This window comes from Streptomyces gamaensis (genome assembly GCF_042656465.1).
Taxonomy (GTDB): domain Bacteria; phylum Actinomycetota; class Actinomycetes; order Streptomycetales; family Streptomycetaceae; genus Streptomyces; species Streptomyces gamaensis.
In genome coordinates this window covers 246,301-262,365 of record NZ_JBHSPB010000001.1, presented here as the reverse complement: position 1 = coordinate 262,365, position 16,065 = coordinate 246,301, and the positions used below count along the sequence as shown (strand labels likewise).

Genomic DNA, 16,065 nt, shown 5'->3' with positions numbered 1-16,065 from the left:
GGCCGGTCATGGTCACGCCGCGTGTCCGGCTAGGCTCGATGACATGAGCGACACCACGGACAACGCCGTCCGCGCGTTTATCGAAGGCCACCGCGCCGCTTTCCTCGACGACCTCGCCGAGTGGCTGCGCATCCCTTCGGTGTCCGCCGACCCGGACCGCGCCGCCGACGTGCGCCGCAGCGCCGACTGGCTCGCCGGCAAGCTCAAGGAGACCGGCTTCCCCACCGTCGAGGTGTGGGAGACGCCCGGCGCGCCCGCGGTGTTCGCCGAATGGCCCTCCGACGACCCGGACGCCCCCACCGTGCTGGTCTACGGCCACCACGACGTGCAGCCCGCCTCCCGCGAGGACGGCTGGCACACGGAGCCCTTCGAGCCCGTCGTCAAGGACGGCCGGCTGTACGCGCGCGGCGCCGCCGACGACAAGGGGCAGGTCTTCTTCCACACCCTGGGCGTACGCGCCCACCTCGCCGCGACCGGCCGCACCGCCCCCGCCGTCGGCCTCAAGCTGATCGTCGAGGGCGAGGAGGAGTCCGGTTCCGCGCACTTCCCCGCGCTGATCCGTGAGCACGCCGACCGCCTCGCCTGCGACACCGTGATCGTCTCCGACACCGGCATGTGGGCCGAGGACACCCCCACCGTGTGCACCGGCATGCGCGGCCTCACCGACTGCCAGATCGACCTGTACGGGCCGGAGCAGGACATCCACTCCGGCTCCTTCGGCGGCGCCGTGCCCAACCCGGCCACCGAGGCCGCCCGGCTGGCCGCCGCCCTGCACGACGAGCGGCGCCGCGTCGCGATCCCCGGCTTCTACGACGGCGTCGTCGAACTCACCGACCGTGAACGCGAGTTGTTCGCCGAGCTGCCCTTCGACGAGGAACGCTGGCTGCGCACCGCGCACTCCCGCGCCACCCTCGGCGAGGACGGCTACACCACCCTGGAGCGGATCTGGGCCCGTCCCACGGCCGAGGTCAACGGCATCTCCGGCGGCTACCAGGGCCCCGGCGGCAAGACGATCGTGCCGTCGGACGCCCGGCTCAAGCTCTCCTTCCGGCTCGTCGCCGGCCAGGACGGCGAGCGGGTGCAGCAGTCCGTACGGCAGTGGGTCGCCGACAGCCTCCCGGACGGCATCCGCCACGAGATCACCTTCTGGGGTGCCACGCGGCCGTGCCTGACCCCGCTGGACCACCCGTATCTGCGGTCCGTCGCCCGCGCGATGGGCCGCGCCTTCGGCGAGCCCGTCCGCTTCACCCGCGAGGGCGGCTCCGGACCGGCCGCCGACCTGCAGGACGTCCTGGGCGTGCCGGTGCTGTTCCTGGGCATCTCGGTGCCCTCCGACGGCTGGCACGCCCCCAACGAGAAGGTCGAGCTGGACCTGCTCATGAAGGGCGTCGAGACCGCCGCCCACCTGTGGGACGACCTCGCCGGCCAGGGGCGTCCGGCAGGGCGGGGGAGCGCCGGCCGGCCCGGCGCGGACACGGCGCGCTAGCCCGGCCCGCGCGCCCGCACAGGACCACCACTCACAGGGGGAGTTGGAACCAGCCGTGACCACCTGGACCGATCTCTCGGCCACCCGGCCGATCACGCTCAGCGGCGACAGCGGCATCGACCGTGCCGCGCACCACCGCCTGGACGAGGCATGGCTCGCCGCGGCCTGGAGCCACCCGAGCACGCGGGTCTTCGTGGTCTCCGGGGGCCAGGTCCTGGTGGACGACACCCCCGACGGGCGCACGGAGCTGGTGATGACGCCCGCCTTCGAGGCGCCCGTCACCGAGACGCACCGCTACTTCCTCGGACAGGACGCCGACGGCATCGCCTACTTCGCGCTGCAGAAGGACACCCTGCCCGGACGCATGGACCAGTCCGCGCGCCCGGCCGGGCTGCGCGAGGCCGGACCGCTGCTCTCGCCCCGGGACGCGGGGCTGCTGGTGCACGCGGTCGCCCTGGAGAACTGGCAGCGTCTGCACCGCTTCTGCTCGCGCTGCGGCGAGCGCACCGTCGTCGCGGCCGCGGGCCACATCCGCCGCTGCCCGGCCTGCGGCGCCGAGCACTACCCGCGCACCGACCCGGCCGTGATCATGCTGGTGACGGACATGGCGGACCGGGCCCTGCTCGGGCGGCAGATGCACTGGCCGGAGGGGCGCTTCTCGACCCTCGCCGGCTTCGTCGAGCCGGGGGAGTCCATCGAGCAGGCGGTGCGCCGGGAGGTCGCCGAGGAGACGGGTGTCACGGTGGGCGACGTGGAGTACGTCGCCAGCCAGCCCTGGCCGTTCCCCTCCAGCCTGATGCTGGGGTTCATGGCGCGCGCCACGTCCGAGGAGATCCGCGTGGACGGCGAGGAGATACACGAGGCCCGCTGGTTCTCGCGGGAGGAGCTGACGGCCGCCTTCGCGTCCGGCGAGGTCCTGCCGCCGACCGGCATCTCGATCGCGGCCAGGCTGCTGGAGCTGTGGTACGGCGAGCCGCTGCCGCAGGGCCGCTAGCCGGGGCCGGTCCGTCGGCGGGCGGGCCGCCTGCGCGCGGCCGAAGCCGCAGGCCGCGGGCCCGGCGGGTGCCGGGCCCGGCCGCCGGAGCCCTCGGCCGTCGTACGACCGGACGGTTCCGTCCGCCCGGTCCGGGGGTCAGGAGGCGAGCGCCTGCTTGACCTGGGCCAGGGAGGGGTTGGTCATCGTGACCGACGTACCGCCGCCCGACGGGACCACCAGCACGGTGGGAACCGTCTGGTTCCCGTCGTTCGCGCGCTCCACGAAGGCCGCCGACTCGGGGTCCTGCTCGATGTTGATCTCGTTGTAGGTGATGCCCTCGCGGTCCAGCTGGCTCTTCAGCCGGCGGCAGTAGCCGCACCAGGTGGTGCTGTACATCGTCACGGTGCCCGACATGGCCTCGGCGCTCCTTCTTCCCGGGTGTGATTCCGGTGGTAGAACGCGCACCTAGTCACGGCAATTCCCGGCATCGGCCGGGATCGACCGGCATCGACCTGCATGGACTGGCATAGGTCGGCATTGATACGACTGCGGCGGCCCTCCTGTGGACAGCGCTCCCTGCCGCCCCGGGAGACCTGGCAGCATGGCGGGGTGACAGCAGCAACGCACTCCACCCTCTTCCCGCCGGTCCCGGAGTCGGCCGACGCGGTGCTCGACGGCCTCGACCCCGAGCAGCGCGAGGTCGCCACGGCACTGAGCGGCCCGGTGTGCGTGCTGGCCGGGGCCGGTACGGGCAAGACGCGCGCGATCACGCACCGCATCGCCTACGGGGTGCGCTCCGGGATCTTCCAGCCGGCGAATGTGCTCGCCGTCACCTTCACCAACCGCGCCGCCGGGGAGATGCGCGGCCGGCTCCGCCAGCTCGGCGCGGGCGGCGTCCAGGCCCGTACGTTCCACTCCGCGGCCCTGCGGCAGTTGCAGTACTTCTGGCCCAGGGCGGTCGGCGGCGAGCTGCCCCGGCTGCTGGAGCGCAAGGCCCAGCTCGTCTCGGAGTCCGCGGCCCGCTGCGGGCTCCGGCTCGACCGCACGGAGCTGCGGGACGCCACGAGCGAGATCGAGTGGTCGAAGGTCACCCAGACCGTCCCCGAGGACTACGCGGCGGCGGCCGCCAAGGCCGGCCGCGAGGCCCCCCGCGACCCTGCGGAGCTCGCCCGTGTCTACGGCGTCTACGAGCAGCTCAAGCGCGAGCGCGGAGTGATCGACTTCGAGGATGTGCTGCTGCTGACCGTCGCCGTCCTGCAGGACCACTACGACATCGCCGAGACGGTCCGCAGCCAGTACCAGCACTTCGTGGTCGACGAGTACCAGGACGTCAGCCCGCTCCAGCAGCGGCTGCTGGAGCTGTGGCTGGGGGAGCGGGACCAGCTGTGCGTGGTGGGCGACGCCAGCCAGACGATCTACTCCTTCACCGGCGCCACCCCCGACCACCTGCTGAACTTCCGGCTGCGCCACCCCGGGGCGACCGTCGTCAAGCTCGTGCGGGACTACCGCTCCACCCCGCAGGTGGTGCACCTGGCCAACGGGGTGCTCGCCCAGGCCCGCGGCCGGGCCGCCGAGCACCGCCTGGCCCTGGTCTCCCAGCGCGGGACGGGCCCCGAGCCGGAGTACGCCGAGTACGCGGACGAGCCCGCCGAGGCCGAGGGCACGGCCCGCAGGATCCGCTCCCTCATCGCGGCCGGGGTCCCCGCCCACGAGATCGCGGTCCTCTACCGCGTCAACGCCCAGTCCGAGATCTACGAGCAGGCCCTCGCCGACGCCGGAGTGCCCTACCAGCTGCGCGGCGCCGAGCGGTACTTCGAGCGCCAGGAGGTGCGCGACGCCGTCCTGCTGCTGCGCGGCGCGGCCCGCGCGGCGGGCGGCACGGACCCGCACCTGGCCGGCGCCGAGGGCCTGCCCGCCCAGGTGCGGGCGGTGCTCTCCTCCCGGGGCTGGGCCCCGGAGCCGCCCGCCGGCTCGGGGGCGGCCCGCGACAGCTGGGAGTCCCTCGCGGCCCTGGTCCGGCTCGCCGAGGACTTCGTACGGGCCAGGCCGGCCGCCACCCTCGCCGACCTGGTCGCCGAGCTGGACGAGCGGGCGAGCGCGCAGCACGCGCCGACCGTCGAGGGTGTGACGCTCGCCTCACTGCACGCGGCCAAAGGCCTGGAGTGGGACGCCGTCTTCCTGGTCGGGCTCACCGACGGCATGCTGCCGATCACCTACGCCAGGACGGAGGAGCAGATCGAGGAGGAGCGGCGGCTGCTGTATGTCGGCGTCACCCGGGCCCGCCGCCGTCTCGCCCTGTCCTGGGCGCTCTCCCGGGCCCCCGGCGGCCGGGCCTCGCGGCGGCCCAGCCCCTTTCTCGACGGGCTGCGGCCGGGCACCGCGGCCGCCCGCCGCGGCGCCGCCCTCGCGGGCGGGCCGGGCGGCATCGAGCGCGGCGCGGAGCGGCGCAGACGGCGCGGGACCGCGCGCTGCCGGGTCTGCGGGCGCACGCTGACCGACGCCGGCGAGATCAAGCTGATGCGCTGCGAGGACTGCCCCTCGGAGCTGGACGAGGGGCTCCACGAGCGGCTGCACCGGTGGCGCGCGGAGCGGGCCTCGGCCGTCGGCCAGCCCGCCTACTGCGTCTTCACCGACCGGACCCTGCTGGCCATCGCGGAGAACGTGCCGGACAGCGAGGCGGAGCTCGCGCGCATCCCGGGGGTCGGCAAGCGCAAACTCGACGCCTACGGCGCCGAGGTGCTCGCCCTGTGCGCGGGCCGCGAGGCCACCCCGTAGCGCGGCCGGCGGCGGGCTTCGGAAGATCTCGCGAAAAATAGTTTGCGCACGCGGACGGCATACCCATAGCCTTCCGAACACGGAAACAGCGGTACTGCGGTCCTTCCGCGTTTCGCTCGATCCGTGCTGTACTGAACCGAACACGGACCGGTTTCCACCGGTCCCCGAAGACGCCGAAGGGAGGCGAAGACCATGATCAGCTTCAAGGCCAGCAACAAAATGACCGATCGCCCGGTCGTCGCCGCCTTCCCGTTCGGCTCCTCCATCGCCCCGTTCCAGGGCACCGGTCTGTCCGGTATCGCCCTGATCAATGAGCGAGCGACCAAGGCGCCCGCGGCAGCGGCAGCAGTAGTGGCACCGGCCTCGGCCTATGCCCCTGTGACGACGGCCAACGGCGCCGGATTCCGGAACGAGCAGCTTCAGCACCAGACGATGTGGGCCTTCCGTGGGCTCGAACCCTGGAGAGATCCAGCCTGATCGGCATGATCAGGTCGGCACCTTCCAGGGCCGCGGAACCCACACCGGGATCCGCGGCCCTTTTGTTTGCCCCCTCCACCGCCGAGGGGACCGAAGCCCGGCCACCAGCCGGAACAACAGACGAGGAACACACACCGTGCAAGCCAAGGCGCACACCCCGTCAGTAGCGACCGACCTGATCCCCCCGCCCGTTCCCCCGGAGGACACCTTGACCCCCCTCACCGCGCTGACCGACCTCGACGACGCCATCGAGGCCCTCGGCACCCCGGTGCCCTGCCGCAGCTATGACCCCGAGGTCTTCTTCGCCGAGACCCCGGCCGACGTCGAGTACGCCAAGTCGCTGTGCCGCACCTGCCCGCTCCGCGAGGCGTGCCTGGCCGGCGCCCTCGACCGGCGCGAGCCGTGGGGCGTCTGGGGCGGCGAACTGTTCGTCCAGGGCGTGGTCGTGGCCCGCAAGCGGCCCCGTGGCCGCCCGCGCAAGAACGCGGTCATGGCATGAACGCCCACGGCACCGTCGACCGCCCCACCACGCACGACCCCAAGAAGCAGGATCCGACCATGCACCGCCCCGCCCCCGAGCCGTCCGGCTCCGAAGCCTTCGCCGGCTCCACCGGCGCCGTCGCCGCGCGCCAGAACAGGAACCTCGAAATGCAACTCATCCCAGAAGCCCTGGCCCGGGCGCATATGCAGGAGCGCCTGCGGGAGGCCGACTCCGAGCGCCGGGCCGTCCGCCTGGCCGCCGCCCGGCGGATGCAGCGCCGGGCCGAGCGCGCCTCCCTGCGCGCCCGCCGTGCCCTGGCCATGGCCGTGATGCACTGAGGGCCGCCCACGAGGCCGTGCCGTCCCCTGCGGGGCCGGATCCGAACGGATCCGGCCCCGCAGGGCGTCGGGTGCGTTGTGCGCTCCCCGCCCGGTCGCGGGGATATCGTCTGGGAGTGGACCAGAAGACGCATGAATCAGCGCAGTTGGACCCCGAGGCCGCCGAGCCCGCCACACCCGTCATGTGCGCCCGCTGCGGCGCCCCCGCCGACGGTACGCCGTCGACCTGGACCTGCTCCTTCGAGAACGGCAGCCGCCGCTACTTCTGCGACGACTGCGCCCGCGCCAACATCAGAGCCATCGAGGGACGTCTCGACTCCGCCTGGTGGTGAGCGCACCGGCCGGCGGTGAGCCGGTGCGCCCGGGGGCGCGGCCCCGGCCCGGATCCGCTCAGGCCGGGGCCTCCCGGCTCTCCTCCGGCTCCGCGAACCCCGGCACCCACTCCTCCATCTCGTCCCGCAGCCGCACCGTCGCACCCAGCTGGCACAGCACCCCGATCGTGCTGGTCGTCACCCGGTGTATCAGCAGATACGACGGCGGCAGATTGAGCTGCCGCGCCAGCTGGTGGGCGGGGGAACGAGGATCGGCGATACGCGTCGCCTGGGCGCGCATCCACTCCCGGGTGAAGGTGAACCTCTCCGTCTGCGCCGGCTCGATGATCGGCAGCAGATAGTCCAGCACCGCCCCCGGATCCAGCTCGATCTCCGGCTTGACGAACCCCTCCGCGCACAGCAGCTCGTGCACCGCCCCCGCCTCGCCGTCCAGCGTCAGCCGCAGCGCCGTCCCGATCGTCGGCGGCAGCCCTTCCGGGAGGCGGTCCACCGTGCCGAAGTCGAGCACGCCCAGCCGCCACTTCTCCGGCGGCCCGTCCGGACAACCACCGGTCAGCAGCCGGAAGTTGCCCGGGTGCGGGTCGGCGTGCAGCAGGCCCGTGCGGGCCGCGCCCGAGAACAGGAAGCGCGCCAGCAACTGCCCGGCCCGGTCCCGCTGCTCCTGCGAGCCGTGCGCTATCACCTCCGACAGCGGCACCCCCTCCAGCCACTCCGTGACCAGCACCTGCTCGCCCTGGTGCACCACATCCGGAACCACCACGTCCGGGTCGTCGGCGAACTCCCGCGCGTGCGCTCTCTGGGCGCGGGCCTCCAGCCCGTAGTCCAGCTCCTCCGCCACCCGGTCGCGCAGCTCGGAGATCAGCGGCTTGAGGTCCATCCCCGGGATCAGCGGACCCAGCAGCCGGGCGAGCCGCCCCAGTTGAGTGAGGTCGGACAACAGGGCCTCGCCCGCGCCCGGATACTGCACCTTGACCGCGACCTCGCGCCCGTCGTGCCAGACCGCCCGGTGCACCTGCCCGATCGAGGCGGCCGCCGCGGGCTTGTCCTCGAACTCCTCGAACAGCTCCCGCCAGTCCCCACCCAGCCGCTCCGAGAGCACCGCGTGCACCGAGGCCGTGGGCATCGGCGGAGCCGCTTCCTGCAACTTGGTGAGCGCCGCCCGATAGGGCCCGGCGATCTGCTCCGGGAGCGCCGACTCGAAAACGGACAGCGCCTGCCCGAGCTTCATCGCACCCCCCTTGAGCTGCCCCAGGGTCGAGAACAACTGCTCGGCCGTGCGCTGCTGCAACTCCGTGGCGATCAGCTCCGCCGACCGCCCTCCGATGCGTTTGCCGAGCCCGAGCGCCGTGCGCCCCGCGAACCCCAGCGGCAAAGCGGCCAACTTGGCGGTACGCGTGACCGCCTTGCGGGGTAGATCAGACATGCGCCCCTCCAACTAGCTGAACAGCCCCGCCGCGAGCGGCGGTTACCTGCTCATTGTCCCGTGCGGAGCCCCGGCGGCCGAGGCGCCCGCGGAAGGCGGGGAACCCGCCGCCCCGCAGGGGCACCGCGGATGCGGCTCGACGGGCCTCGGGAGCCAGGCCGGACCCGGCAGGGCCAGCTCCAGCCGCACCCCCGCGCTCGCCGGGGACCCACCGTCGAGGAAGGCCAGCGCCCGCGCCACGGTGAGGCCCGCCACCACCGTGGCCAGTGCCATGTCGCACGACGGTACCCCCGAGCCGCGGCCCGACCGCCACTGGGCGAGCATCCGGGGCCAGGCCGGATCCCGGTCGCCGCGCCCCAGTTGGATGCAGGACGCGCACGCGGAGGTCCCCGGCAGCACCAACGGCCCCACCAGACCGGTGGCTTCCAGGACACCCGCGTACATATGGGGCGTTCCCGAGGTGATGCACTGCTCGGCGGCCGCCGGGTCGGGGGCATAGGCCGCCAGCCCGTCGCGCGGCGCGAACACCACCAGCCCCAGCGGCACATCGCCCTCCCCGCCGCCCCGGCGCCGCGGGAGCGGCCCGGGCGCGGCGGACCGCACGGCCTGCCGGGCCGCGGCGTCCCTGCGCTCCCCGATCCGCTCCGCCCCCACACCGCCGGGGCCGACGTCCCACGGCTCCACGCAGCCGCCGTCCACCACCTCGACCTGCCCCACCCCCGAGGCCGACAGCAGCGCCGCGACCGCCGCCCCCACCCGGCCCGCGCCCCGCACCTGGACCCGCATCGCCTGACGGGCCGCCATCAGCCGCATCGCGGCACCCTGCCCGCTGTGCAGCACCGACAGCGAGCCCAGGTCGGGACGCAGCCGCTCCACCACGGCACCCCGCTCCCGCAGCCGCGCCGCCCGCGCCCCGCCGCCGTGCGGGTCGTCGACGAGGCCCGCCCGCGCCAGCCGCTCCACCAGGGCGTCCGCCCGCCCCTCCGGCAGCCCCGCCGCCCGCGCCTCCTCGCGCAGCCGGGGCATGCCCCGCGTCCCGTCCAGCAGGCCCAGGAAGCTGCTCGTCGCGGTGTCCACCGGCCCGACCACCACCGCGTGCGCCGGAGCCACGCCGAACTGCACGGTGTCGCGGTTGCGCCAGCTGCGCCGCAGCGCCGGCTTGAGCATCGGGTGCGCGGAATCCGGGCCGGCGGGCCCGGCCTGCGCGCTGTCCCAGGGCACGGCCTCCGGCTCCGCCCCCGCACCTTCCGGCTCCGCACCCTCCGGCTCCGCTCCGGCCCGGTCCGGGTCCGCGCCGACGATGGCCCGGTGCCCCTGACACCCCGGGTACACGGTCTGCGTCTGCATGGTCATCCCCCCTCGATCGGCCTCCAGCATGCTCCGCGCCGCCGACCGCCGCCCTGAGTTGTCCACAGGCACCCGGGATTAGTCATACAAGCCGCGTGTTCCTTGAGTCTTTCGCCCCGACAACCAGTGATGGGCGGGACTTCACGCGGCGCCAGCGGGTAACGTCGAGGCCGTGCCCGTCGACCCTCTGCACAGTGCCGCACGTCCGTCGCGCAAGGTTCCCGGTCCGCTCACGAGCGGCGCGGAAGCCGGCGCGGTCGAGGTCCGCCGGAGCGCGCGCCGCCGGAGAACGGTCTCGGCCTACCGGGAGGGCGACCGCACCGTCGTGCTCATCCCCGAGCGGATGTCGCAGGCGGAGGAGGAGCGCTGGATCACGGTCATGCTCGACAAGCTCGCCGCGCAGGAGAGCAAGCGCATGCTGGGCGACGCCGAGCTGGCCGAACGGGCCGCGCGGCTGTCCGGGCAGTACCTGGGCGGCCGGGCCCGCCCCACGACGGTCCGCTGGGTCACCAACCAGAACACCCGCTGGGGTTCGTGCACCCCCGCCGAGGGCAGCATCCGCCTCTCGCACCGGCTGCAGGGCATGCCCGAGTACGTCGTGGACTACGTGCTCCTCCACGAGCTCGCGCACCTGCTCGTCCCCGGCCACGGGCCCGGATTCTGGCGGCTGCTGGAGACGTACCCCCGCACCGAGCGCGCCCGCGGTTACCTCGAAGGGGTGGTTGCCGCCGACCGCCTGCCGCACCTCCCGGCCGCCCGCAGCGAGGACGGGGAGGACCGGGGAGACAAGGGGGCCGGGCGCGCGTAGGACGCGTGCCCGGCCTCCGGACTTCCCGGGCGCTACAGGCGCGCGAGCGTGTCCCGCAGCAGCTGGACGACCGAGCCGTCCGCGACCTCGGCCACCTCGTCGTAGGCGAACCAGCGCAGGTCCAGCGACTCGTCGCTGATGGTCTCCGCAGCCCCCTGCGGGGCCAGCGCGGCGTACTGCACGTCGAGATGCCAGGTGCACGGCCCGGGAATCGCGTGCCGGTCGAGCCGCACCGGGCCGCCCGGCAGCAGGGTCAGACCCGCGATCCCGGACTCCTCGGTGGCCTCCCGCAGCGCGGCCCCCGCCAGCGTCCCGTCACCGGGCTCGCAGTGGCCGCCCATCTGCAGCCACATGCCCAGCTTCCGGTGCAGCGTGAGCAGCACCTGCTCCCGCGCCGGGTCGACGACCAGCGCGCTCGCCGTGAGATGGCCGGCCGTGCAGGCCTTCCACATCGCGTCCTCGTGCCCGGCCAGATGGTCCAGGTACACGTCACGCAACTCGGTCTGGCCCGCAGCCCGGCCCGCCGCCTGTCCCCCGTATTCCTTCAGGACGGCAACGGCGTCCTGACGCAGGCTCACTCGGCGTCGCCCTTGGCGGAGCCGCCGGAGCCGCCGGGGCCCTTGTCGTCCGAGCCCTTGCCGTCCGGGCCCTTGTCGTCCGGGCCCTCGTCGCCCTTCTTCGGCTCCTCGGCCCCGTCGGTCTTCTTCGTCAGGTCCGGACCGGCACCGCCGGCGGCCTCGCCGAGCATCTTGTCCAGCTCCGAGAAGTCCAGCTGCTCGCGGTGGACGAAGCCGTCCGGGTCGTCCAGGTCGGCGGCGGTCGGCAGCATGTCCGGGTGCTCCCACAGGCCGTCGCGGCCCTCCACGCCCCGCGCGTCCGTCAGCGACGCCCACAGGCGGGAGGCGTCCCGCAGCCGGCGCGGACGCAGTTCGAGACCGATGAGCGTGGCGAAGGTCTGCTCCGCCGGGCCGCCGGAGGCGCGGCGCCTGCGCAGCGTCTCGCGCAGCGCGTCCGCCGACGGCAGGTGCGGGGCCGCGGCGGCGTGCACGACGGCGTCCACCCAGCCCTCGACGAGTGCCAGGGCGGTCTCCAGCCGGGCGAGCGCCGCCTTCTGCTCCGGGGTGTCCTCCGGCTGGAACATGCCCTGCTGCAGGGCCTCCTGCAACTGCTCGGGGTGCGTGGGGTCGAGCTGGCCGACCAGGTCCTCCAGCTTGGCGGTGTCGACCTTGATGCCCCGGGCGTAGCCCTCGACCGCGCCGAACAAGTGCGAGCGCAGCCACGGCACATGGGCGAACAGCCGCTGGTGGGCCGCCTCCCGCAGCGCCAGGTACAGCCGCACCTCCTCCTGCGGAACCCCCAGGCCGGAGCCCAGCGCCTCGATGTTCACCGGCAGCAGCGCGGCCTTGCCCGCTGGACCGAGCGGCAGCCCGACGTCCGTGGAGCCGACGACCTCGCCCGCCAGCACGCCCAGCGCCTGCCCGATCTGCGTGCCGAACATGGCGCCGCCCATGGAGCGCATCATGCCCAGCAGCGGGCCCGCCATGGCCTGCATCTCCTCGGGCAGCACGCCGCCCATGGCCGAGCCGACGCGCTCGGCGACCGGGTCCACCAGGTCCTTCCACACCGGCAGGGTCGCCTCGACCCACTCGGCGCGGCTCCAGGCGACGGCCGCGCCCGAGCCCGACGGCAGGGACGTGACACCGTCCAGCCACAGATCGGCCAGGCGCACGGCCTCCTCGACCGCGGCCCGCTCACCGGCCGCGACGCTCGCGTCCTTCGAGCCGTCGGCCGTGCCGCGCGCGACGGTCTGCCGCGCGATGTCCTTGGCCATGTCCCAGTTCACCGGGCCGCCCTCGTACGAGAGCATCTGCCCGAGCTGCTGGAAGGCGGCGCCCAGATCGCTCGGGTTCAGCGAACCGAACATCGCGGCGAAGGGGTTGTCCCCCGCGCCGGGTGCCCCGCCGAACCCGAACGGATTCGCGGGCCCCTGGCCGCCCTGGCCCTCGCCCTTCTTCTTGCCTTCGCCGCCGTTCTCCGGCTCCTCCGGCGGAAGACCGAATCCGAATGGGGTGTCACTCACGGGTTTCCTCGGCTCGTAGGGCCGCCGGCCGCAGACCGACGGCGAATGCCCGACAACACCACCCAGCGTAGACACCTCGCCGCTGAGGGGCCTTGGTGCTCCCTCGGCCCGGGGCCTGCGGCAGGATGGACGTCACCTGGTACGTACGCGTCATGTGCGCCCGTACTTGAAGACAACCGCTGGAGACGCCCGGTGAGTTCCCCCGACCGAGAAGTTCGCGCAGCGCGAAACGGTTCCGCGCGCGAGAGTACGAGCCTGCCCGGCCGACGGCCCGTCGTCGCGGTCACCGGTGCCGCGCGCGGTGTCGGAGCGCTGCTCACGCGGCGGCTCGCCGAGTCCGAGGAGGTCAAGCACGTCCTGGCCATCGACGAACGCCGCGGTGAGGTGACCGAGGCGCAGTGGCATGTACTGGACGTGCGGGACCCGGCGATCGCCGACCGGCTGCGCGGCGCCGACGTCGTCGTGCACCTGGCGCTGGACCTCGACCTGGAGGGCGATCCCGCCGCCCGCACCGCCTACAACGTGCGCGGGACCCAGACCGTCCTCACGGCCGCGGCGGCCGCGGGCGTGCACCGGGTCGTGCTGTGCACCTCCGCGATGGTCTACGGCGCCCGCTCCGACAACGACGTGCCGCTCGCCGAGGACGCGGAGCTGCGCGCCACCGCCGAGGCCACCGGGGTCGGCGACCTGCTGGAGATAGAGCGGCTGGCCAGGCGCGCGCCGCGGGCGCACCCCGGCCTGAACGTCACGGTGCTGCGGCCCGCCGTCCTGGTCGGCGGCACCGACACCGCCCTCACCCGCTACTTCGAGTCCCCGCGTCTGCTGGTGGTCGCGGGCTCCCGGCCGACCTGGCAGTTCTGCCACGTGGAGGACCTGGTCAGCGCCCTGGAGTTCGCCGCCCTGGAGAAGGCCGAGGGGGAGCTCGCGGTGGGCTGCGACGGCTGGCTGGAACAGGAGGAGATCGAGGACCTCTCCGGCATCCGGCGCATGGAGCTGCCCTCCGCGGTCGCCCTCGGCGCCGCCTCCCGCCTGCACCGCCTGGGCCTGACCCCGTCCCCGGCGGGCGACCTGGAGTACACGATGCACCCGTGGGTCGTCAGCGTCAGCAGGCTGCGCGACGCGGGCTGGCGGCCGCGCTGGACCAACGAGGAGGTCCTCGCCGAGCTGCTGGAGGAGGTCGCCGGACGGCACACGGTCGCGGGCCGCCGGCTCGGCCGCAAGGACGCCACCGCCGCGGGCGCCGCGGGGGCGACCGTCGCGCTGCTGGGCACCGCTGCCCTGGTCCGCCGTGCCCGCAAGGCACGCCGCCGCGTGTAGCCCGAGGCACGGTCCGCCGCCGGTGCGACAAGAGAGGGCGGCGATTTCGCGCTCCGGAAGACCGGTTGCCGGCCGTCGGCGCCCGTACGGCACGATGGTGGGCATGGCCACCACCCACGAGCACCCCGGCGAGCGCGCGGCCGCTGACCCCGTCCGTCTGCTGGCGGTCCGCGACACCCCCCTGTCCGTGGACGAGGTCTTCGCCGCCGTCGGCGACGCCGCAGCGGGCGGCACCGCCCTGTTCGTGGGCACCGTCCGCGACCACGACGGCGGCGCCGGGGTCACCGGGCTCGGCTACTCCGCCCACCCCTCCGCGGAGGCGGAACTGCGCCGGGTCGCCGAGAAGGTGGCCGCGGACTTCCCCGTACGGGCCCTGGCCGCGGTGCACCGCGTCGGCGAGCTGGCCGTCGGTGACCTGGCCGTCGTCGTGGCCGTCTCCTGCCCGCACCGGGCCGAGGCCTTCGCGGCCTGCCGCCGCCTCATCGACGACCTCAAGCGCGAGGTCCCGATCTGGAAGCACCAGACGTTCTCCGACGGCACGGAGGAGTGGGTCGGGGCGTGAGTGCGGGGGGTACGCGCCCCCCGGTACACCGAAGCCGCCCTTCGTCCCCCGGCGGCCCCCCATACCCCCCTTTCCTCCGTCGCGCCACCGCATGCCGCCGTCCGCCGCACTCCGACGGCCTCCCCCGCTTGCGTAACCGGCCCCCTGACGTGAGCGTTGAGGGGACGGATGACTAATCTGCTCATCAGTCATTCCAGTCATTCGCGGTAGTGCGACGAGGGGTCGGGAGGTCGGTATGGCAGCGCTCGCCTGGTTGCTCATCCCGGTTGCCGCGGCCGTCATCGCCGTGGTGTGGGGCAGCTGGGCCGCCCGCAGCCGCAAGAGCGGCGACGTCGCCGAGCTCGCGGGCTACGCGCGGTTCCGTGAGGCGATGGAGCGGCAGGACTCGGGCTCCCGGGTGCCCTGACGGGCGCCCGCGCCACGGCGTGGCGCACGGGAGGCGGGGACGGATCCCCGGCGCTCCCCGTACGGACTGCCCGGCGGGTGCGCTGTCGGACCCGTCCCGTACTGTCGTTCCATGCCCCGCCGCACCGCGACGATGCTCGCCTCTCTGCTGATGCTGATCGCGCTGCTGTGCGCCGGTGTCCTCATCCCCGTGCCGTATTCGGAGATGTCGCCGGGGCCGACGGTGAACACGCTCGGCGAGCACGGCGGCGAGCCGGTTCTGCAGATCTCCGGGCACAAGACCTACCCGACGACCGGCAACCTCAACATGACGACGGTCCGCGTGACCGGCTCGCAGTACCGGATGAACCTGGTCGAGGCCGTCTACGGCTGGCTCGCGCACGACAACCTGGTCGTTCCGCACAGCACGCTCTACCCGGACGACAAGTCCCCGGACGAGCTGAACCAGGAGACGGCCGAGGAGTTCAGCCAGTCCCAGGAGAGCGCCAAGGTGGCGGCGCTGCGGCAGCTCGGCATCCCGGTCGGCACCCGCGTCATCGTCGCGTCCGTCGTCAAGGGCAGCCCCGCGGAGGGCACGCTGCACGCCGGGGACGTGATCAAGGCCGTCGACGGTACGGAGGTCAAGCAGCCCGGCGACGTCGCCAAGCTGGTCACCAGGCACCGGCCCGGCGAGCGGGTCTCCTTCCTGATCGTCCCGGCGAAGGAGGCGGCGGCCGCGGAGAAGGAGAAGCGGCAGCCCAGGACCGAGGACACCGTCACCCTCACCACGAGCAAGGCCCCCGACGGCGACCGGGCCGTCGTCGGCATCCAGGCGGGGACGGACCACACCTTCCCGTTCACGATCAACATCAAGCTCGCGGACGTCGGCGGGCCGAGCGCGGGCCTGATGTTCGCGCTCGGGATAGTCGACAAGCTCACCCCGGACAACATCACCGGCGGCAAGTTCATCGCCGGCACGGGCACGATCGACGACAACGGGAAGGTCGGGCCGATCGGCGGGATCGAGATGAAGACGGTCGGCGCGCGCTCCAAGGGCGCGCGGTACTTCCTGACCCCGAAGGACAACTGCGCGGCCGCGGCCAAGGACACCCCGTCCGGGCTCACCCTGGTCAGGGTCGAGACGATAGGCGATGCCCTGAAGTCCCTGGAGAAGATCCGCAAGGGGGACTCGGCGGACCTGCCCACCTGCTCGAAAGGCTGAGGAGGGCTGAGGAGGGCCGGGGCGCGGAGACCGGGCCGAGGCCGGACGTCCGCCGCC

17 protein-coding genes are annotated in these 16,065 nt (G+C 73.9%); 12 read left to right on the top strand and 5 right to left on the bottom strand.

The features are described 5' to 3' along the window. Positions 1-43: 43 nt before the first annotated feature. Positions 44-1,486, top strand: coding sequence for a dipeptidase (locus ACFP1Z_RS01135; protein ID WP_390313761.1), 1,443 nt, complete (start codon positions 44-46; stop codon positions 1,484-1,486). 55 nt (positions 1,487-1,541) lie between these two features. Next, positions 1,542-2,480, top strand: a complete 939-nt coding sequence (gene nudC, locus ACFP1Z_RS01130; protein ID WP_390313759.1) for an NAD(+) diphosphatase — start codon at positions 1,542-1,544, stop codon at positions 2,478-2,480. Positions 2,481-2,618: 138 nt separating this feature from the next. On the opposite strand, the gene ACFP1Z_RS01125 is transcribed toward nudC, so the two are convergent. Beyond that, positions 2,619-2,876, bottom strand: a complete 258-nt coding sequence (locus ACFP1Z_RS01125) for a mycoredoxin (RefSeq protein ID WP_390313758.1) — start codon at positions 2,874-2,876, stop codon at positions 2,619-2,621. Positions 2,877-2,978: 102 nt separating this feature from the next. Between ACFP1Z_RS01125 and ACFP1Z_RS01120 the strand changes: the two genes are divergently transcribed. From ACFP1Z_RS01120 to ACFP1Z_RS01100, 5 genes are all read left to right on the top strand, one after another. After that, positions 2,979-5,237, top strand: coding sequence for an ATP-dependent DNA helicase UvrD2 (locus ACFP1Z_RS01120; RefSeq protein ID WP_390313757.1), 2,259 nt, complete (start codon positions 2,979-2,981; stop codon positions 5,235-5,237). 192 nt (positions 5,238-5,429) lie between these two features. Beyond that, a complete protein-coding gene (locus ACFP1Z_RS01115) occupies positions 5,430-5,714 on the top strand; it encodes a hypothetical protein (protein WP_390313756.1) in 285 nt (94 codons plus the stop codon). Between the two features lie 136 nt (positions 5,715-5,850). Then, the gene (locus ACFP1Z_RS01110; protein ID WP_390313755.1) at positions 5,851-6,213 is read left to right on the top strand and encodes a WhiB family transcriptional regulator; all 363 of its coding nucleotides are present in this window, start codon (positions 5,851-5,853) and stop codon (positions 6,211-6,213) included. After that, positions 6,210-6,533 carry a hypothetical protein gene (locus ACFP1Z_RS01105; protein WP_390313754.1) on the top strand — a complete coding sequence of 108 codons (324 nt, stop codon included), beginning with the start codon at positions 6,210-6,212 and terminating at the stop codon, positions 6,531-6,533. The genes ACFP1Z_RS01110 and ACFP1Z_RS01105 overlap by 4 nt, the downstream gene beginning before the upstream one ends. 116 nt (positions 6,534-6,649) lie before the next feature. Then, positions 6,650-6,865, top strand: coding sequence for a hypothetical protein (locus ACFP1Z_RS01100; protein WP_390313753.1), 216 nt, complete (start codon positions 6,650-6,652; stop codon positions 6,863-6,865). Positions 6,866-6,923: 58 nt separating this feature from the next. Here ACFP1Z_RS01100 and ACFP1Z_RS01095 read toward each other — a convergent pair whose 3' ends face one another. Then, positions 6,924-8,288, bottom strand: coding sequence for an ABC1 kinase family protein (locus tag ACFP1Z_RS01095; protein WP_390313752.1), 1,365 nt, complete (start codon positions 8,286-8,288; stop codon positions 6,924-6,926). 42 nt (positions 8,289-8,330) lie between these two features. Next, the gene (locus ACFP1Z_RS01090; RefSeq protein ID WP_390314089.1) at positions 8,331-9,455 is read right to left on the bottom strand and encodes a ThiF family adenylyltransferase; all 1,125 of its coding nucleotides are present in this window, start codon (positions 9,453-9,455) and stop codon (positions 8,331-8,333) included. A 352-nt stretch (positions 9,456-9,807) separates the two neighbouring features. On the opposite strand from ACFP1Z_RS01090, the gene ACFP1Z_RS01085 reads away from it, so the two are divergent. After that, positions 9,808-10,443, top strand: coding sequence for a M48 metallopeptidase family protein (locus ACFP1Z_RS01085; RefSeq protein WP_390313751.1), 636 nt, complete (start codon positions 9,808-9,810; stop codon positions 10,441-10,443). A gap of 32 nt (positions 10,444-10,475) precedes the next feature. Here ACFP1Z_RS01085 and ACFP1Z_RS01080 read toward each other — a convergent pair whose 3' ends face one another. Together ACFP1Z_RS01080 and ACFP1Z_RS01075 are read right to left on the bottom strand one after the other, a co-directional pair. After that, complete coding sequence (locus ACFP1Z_RS01080) at positions 10,476-11,021, bottom strand: NUDIX hydrolase (protein ID WP_390313749.1); 546 nt, start codon at positions 11,019-11,021, stop codon at positions 10,476-10,478. Then, positions 11,018-12,523, bottom strand: a complete 1,506-nt coding sequence (locus ACFP1Z_RS01075; RefSeq protein ID WP_390313748.1) for a zinc-dependent metalloprotease — start codon at positions 12,521-12,523, stop codon at positions 11,018-11,020. Before ACFP1Z_RS01075 ends, ACFP1Z_RS01080 begins: the two co-directional genes overlap by 4 nt. Positions 12,524-12,715: 192 nt before the next feature. On the opposite strand from ACFP1Z_RS01075, the gene ACFP1Z_RS01070 reads away from it, so the two are divergent. From ACFP1Z_RS01070 to ACFP1Z_RS01055, 4 genes are all read left to right on the top strand, one after another. Next, positions 12,716-13,840, top strand: coding sequence for an SDR family oxidoreductase (locus ACFP1Z_RS01070; protein ID WP_390313747.1), 1,125 nt, complete (start codon positions 12,716-12,718; stop codon positions 13,838-13,840). 94 nt (positions 13,841-13,934) lie between these two features. After that, on the top strand, positions 13,935-14,402 hold the full coding sequence (locus ACFP1Z_RS01065) for a molybdenum cofactor biosynthesis protein MoaE (RefSeq protein WP_390313745.1): 468 nt from the start codon (positions 13,935-13,937) through the stop codon (positions 14,400-14,402). A gap of 235 nt (positions 14,403-14,637) precedes the next feature. Next, positions 14,638-14,808: a hypothetical protein gene (locus ACFP1Z_RS01060; RefSeq protein WP_390313744.1), complete on the top strand. Its 171-nt coding sequence runs from the start codon at positions 14,638-14,640 to the stop codon at positions 14,806-14,808. A 111-nt stretch (positions 14,809-14,919) separates the two neighbouring features. After that, positions 14,920-16,008, top strand: coding sequence for a YlbL family protein (locus ACFP1Z_RS01055; protein WP_390313743.1), 1,089 nt, complete (start codon positions 14,920-14,922; stop codon positions 16,006-16,008). The last annotated feature ends 57 nt before the right edge of the window (positions 16,009-16,065 follow it).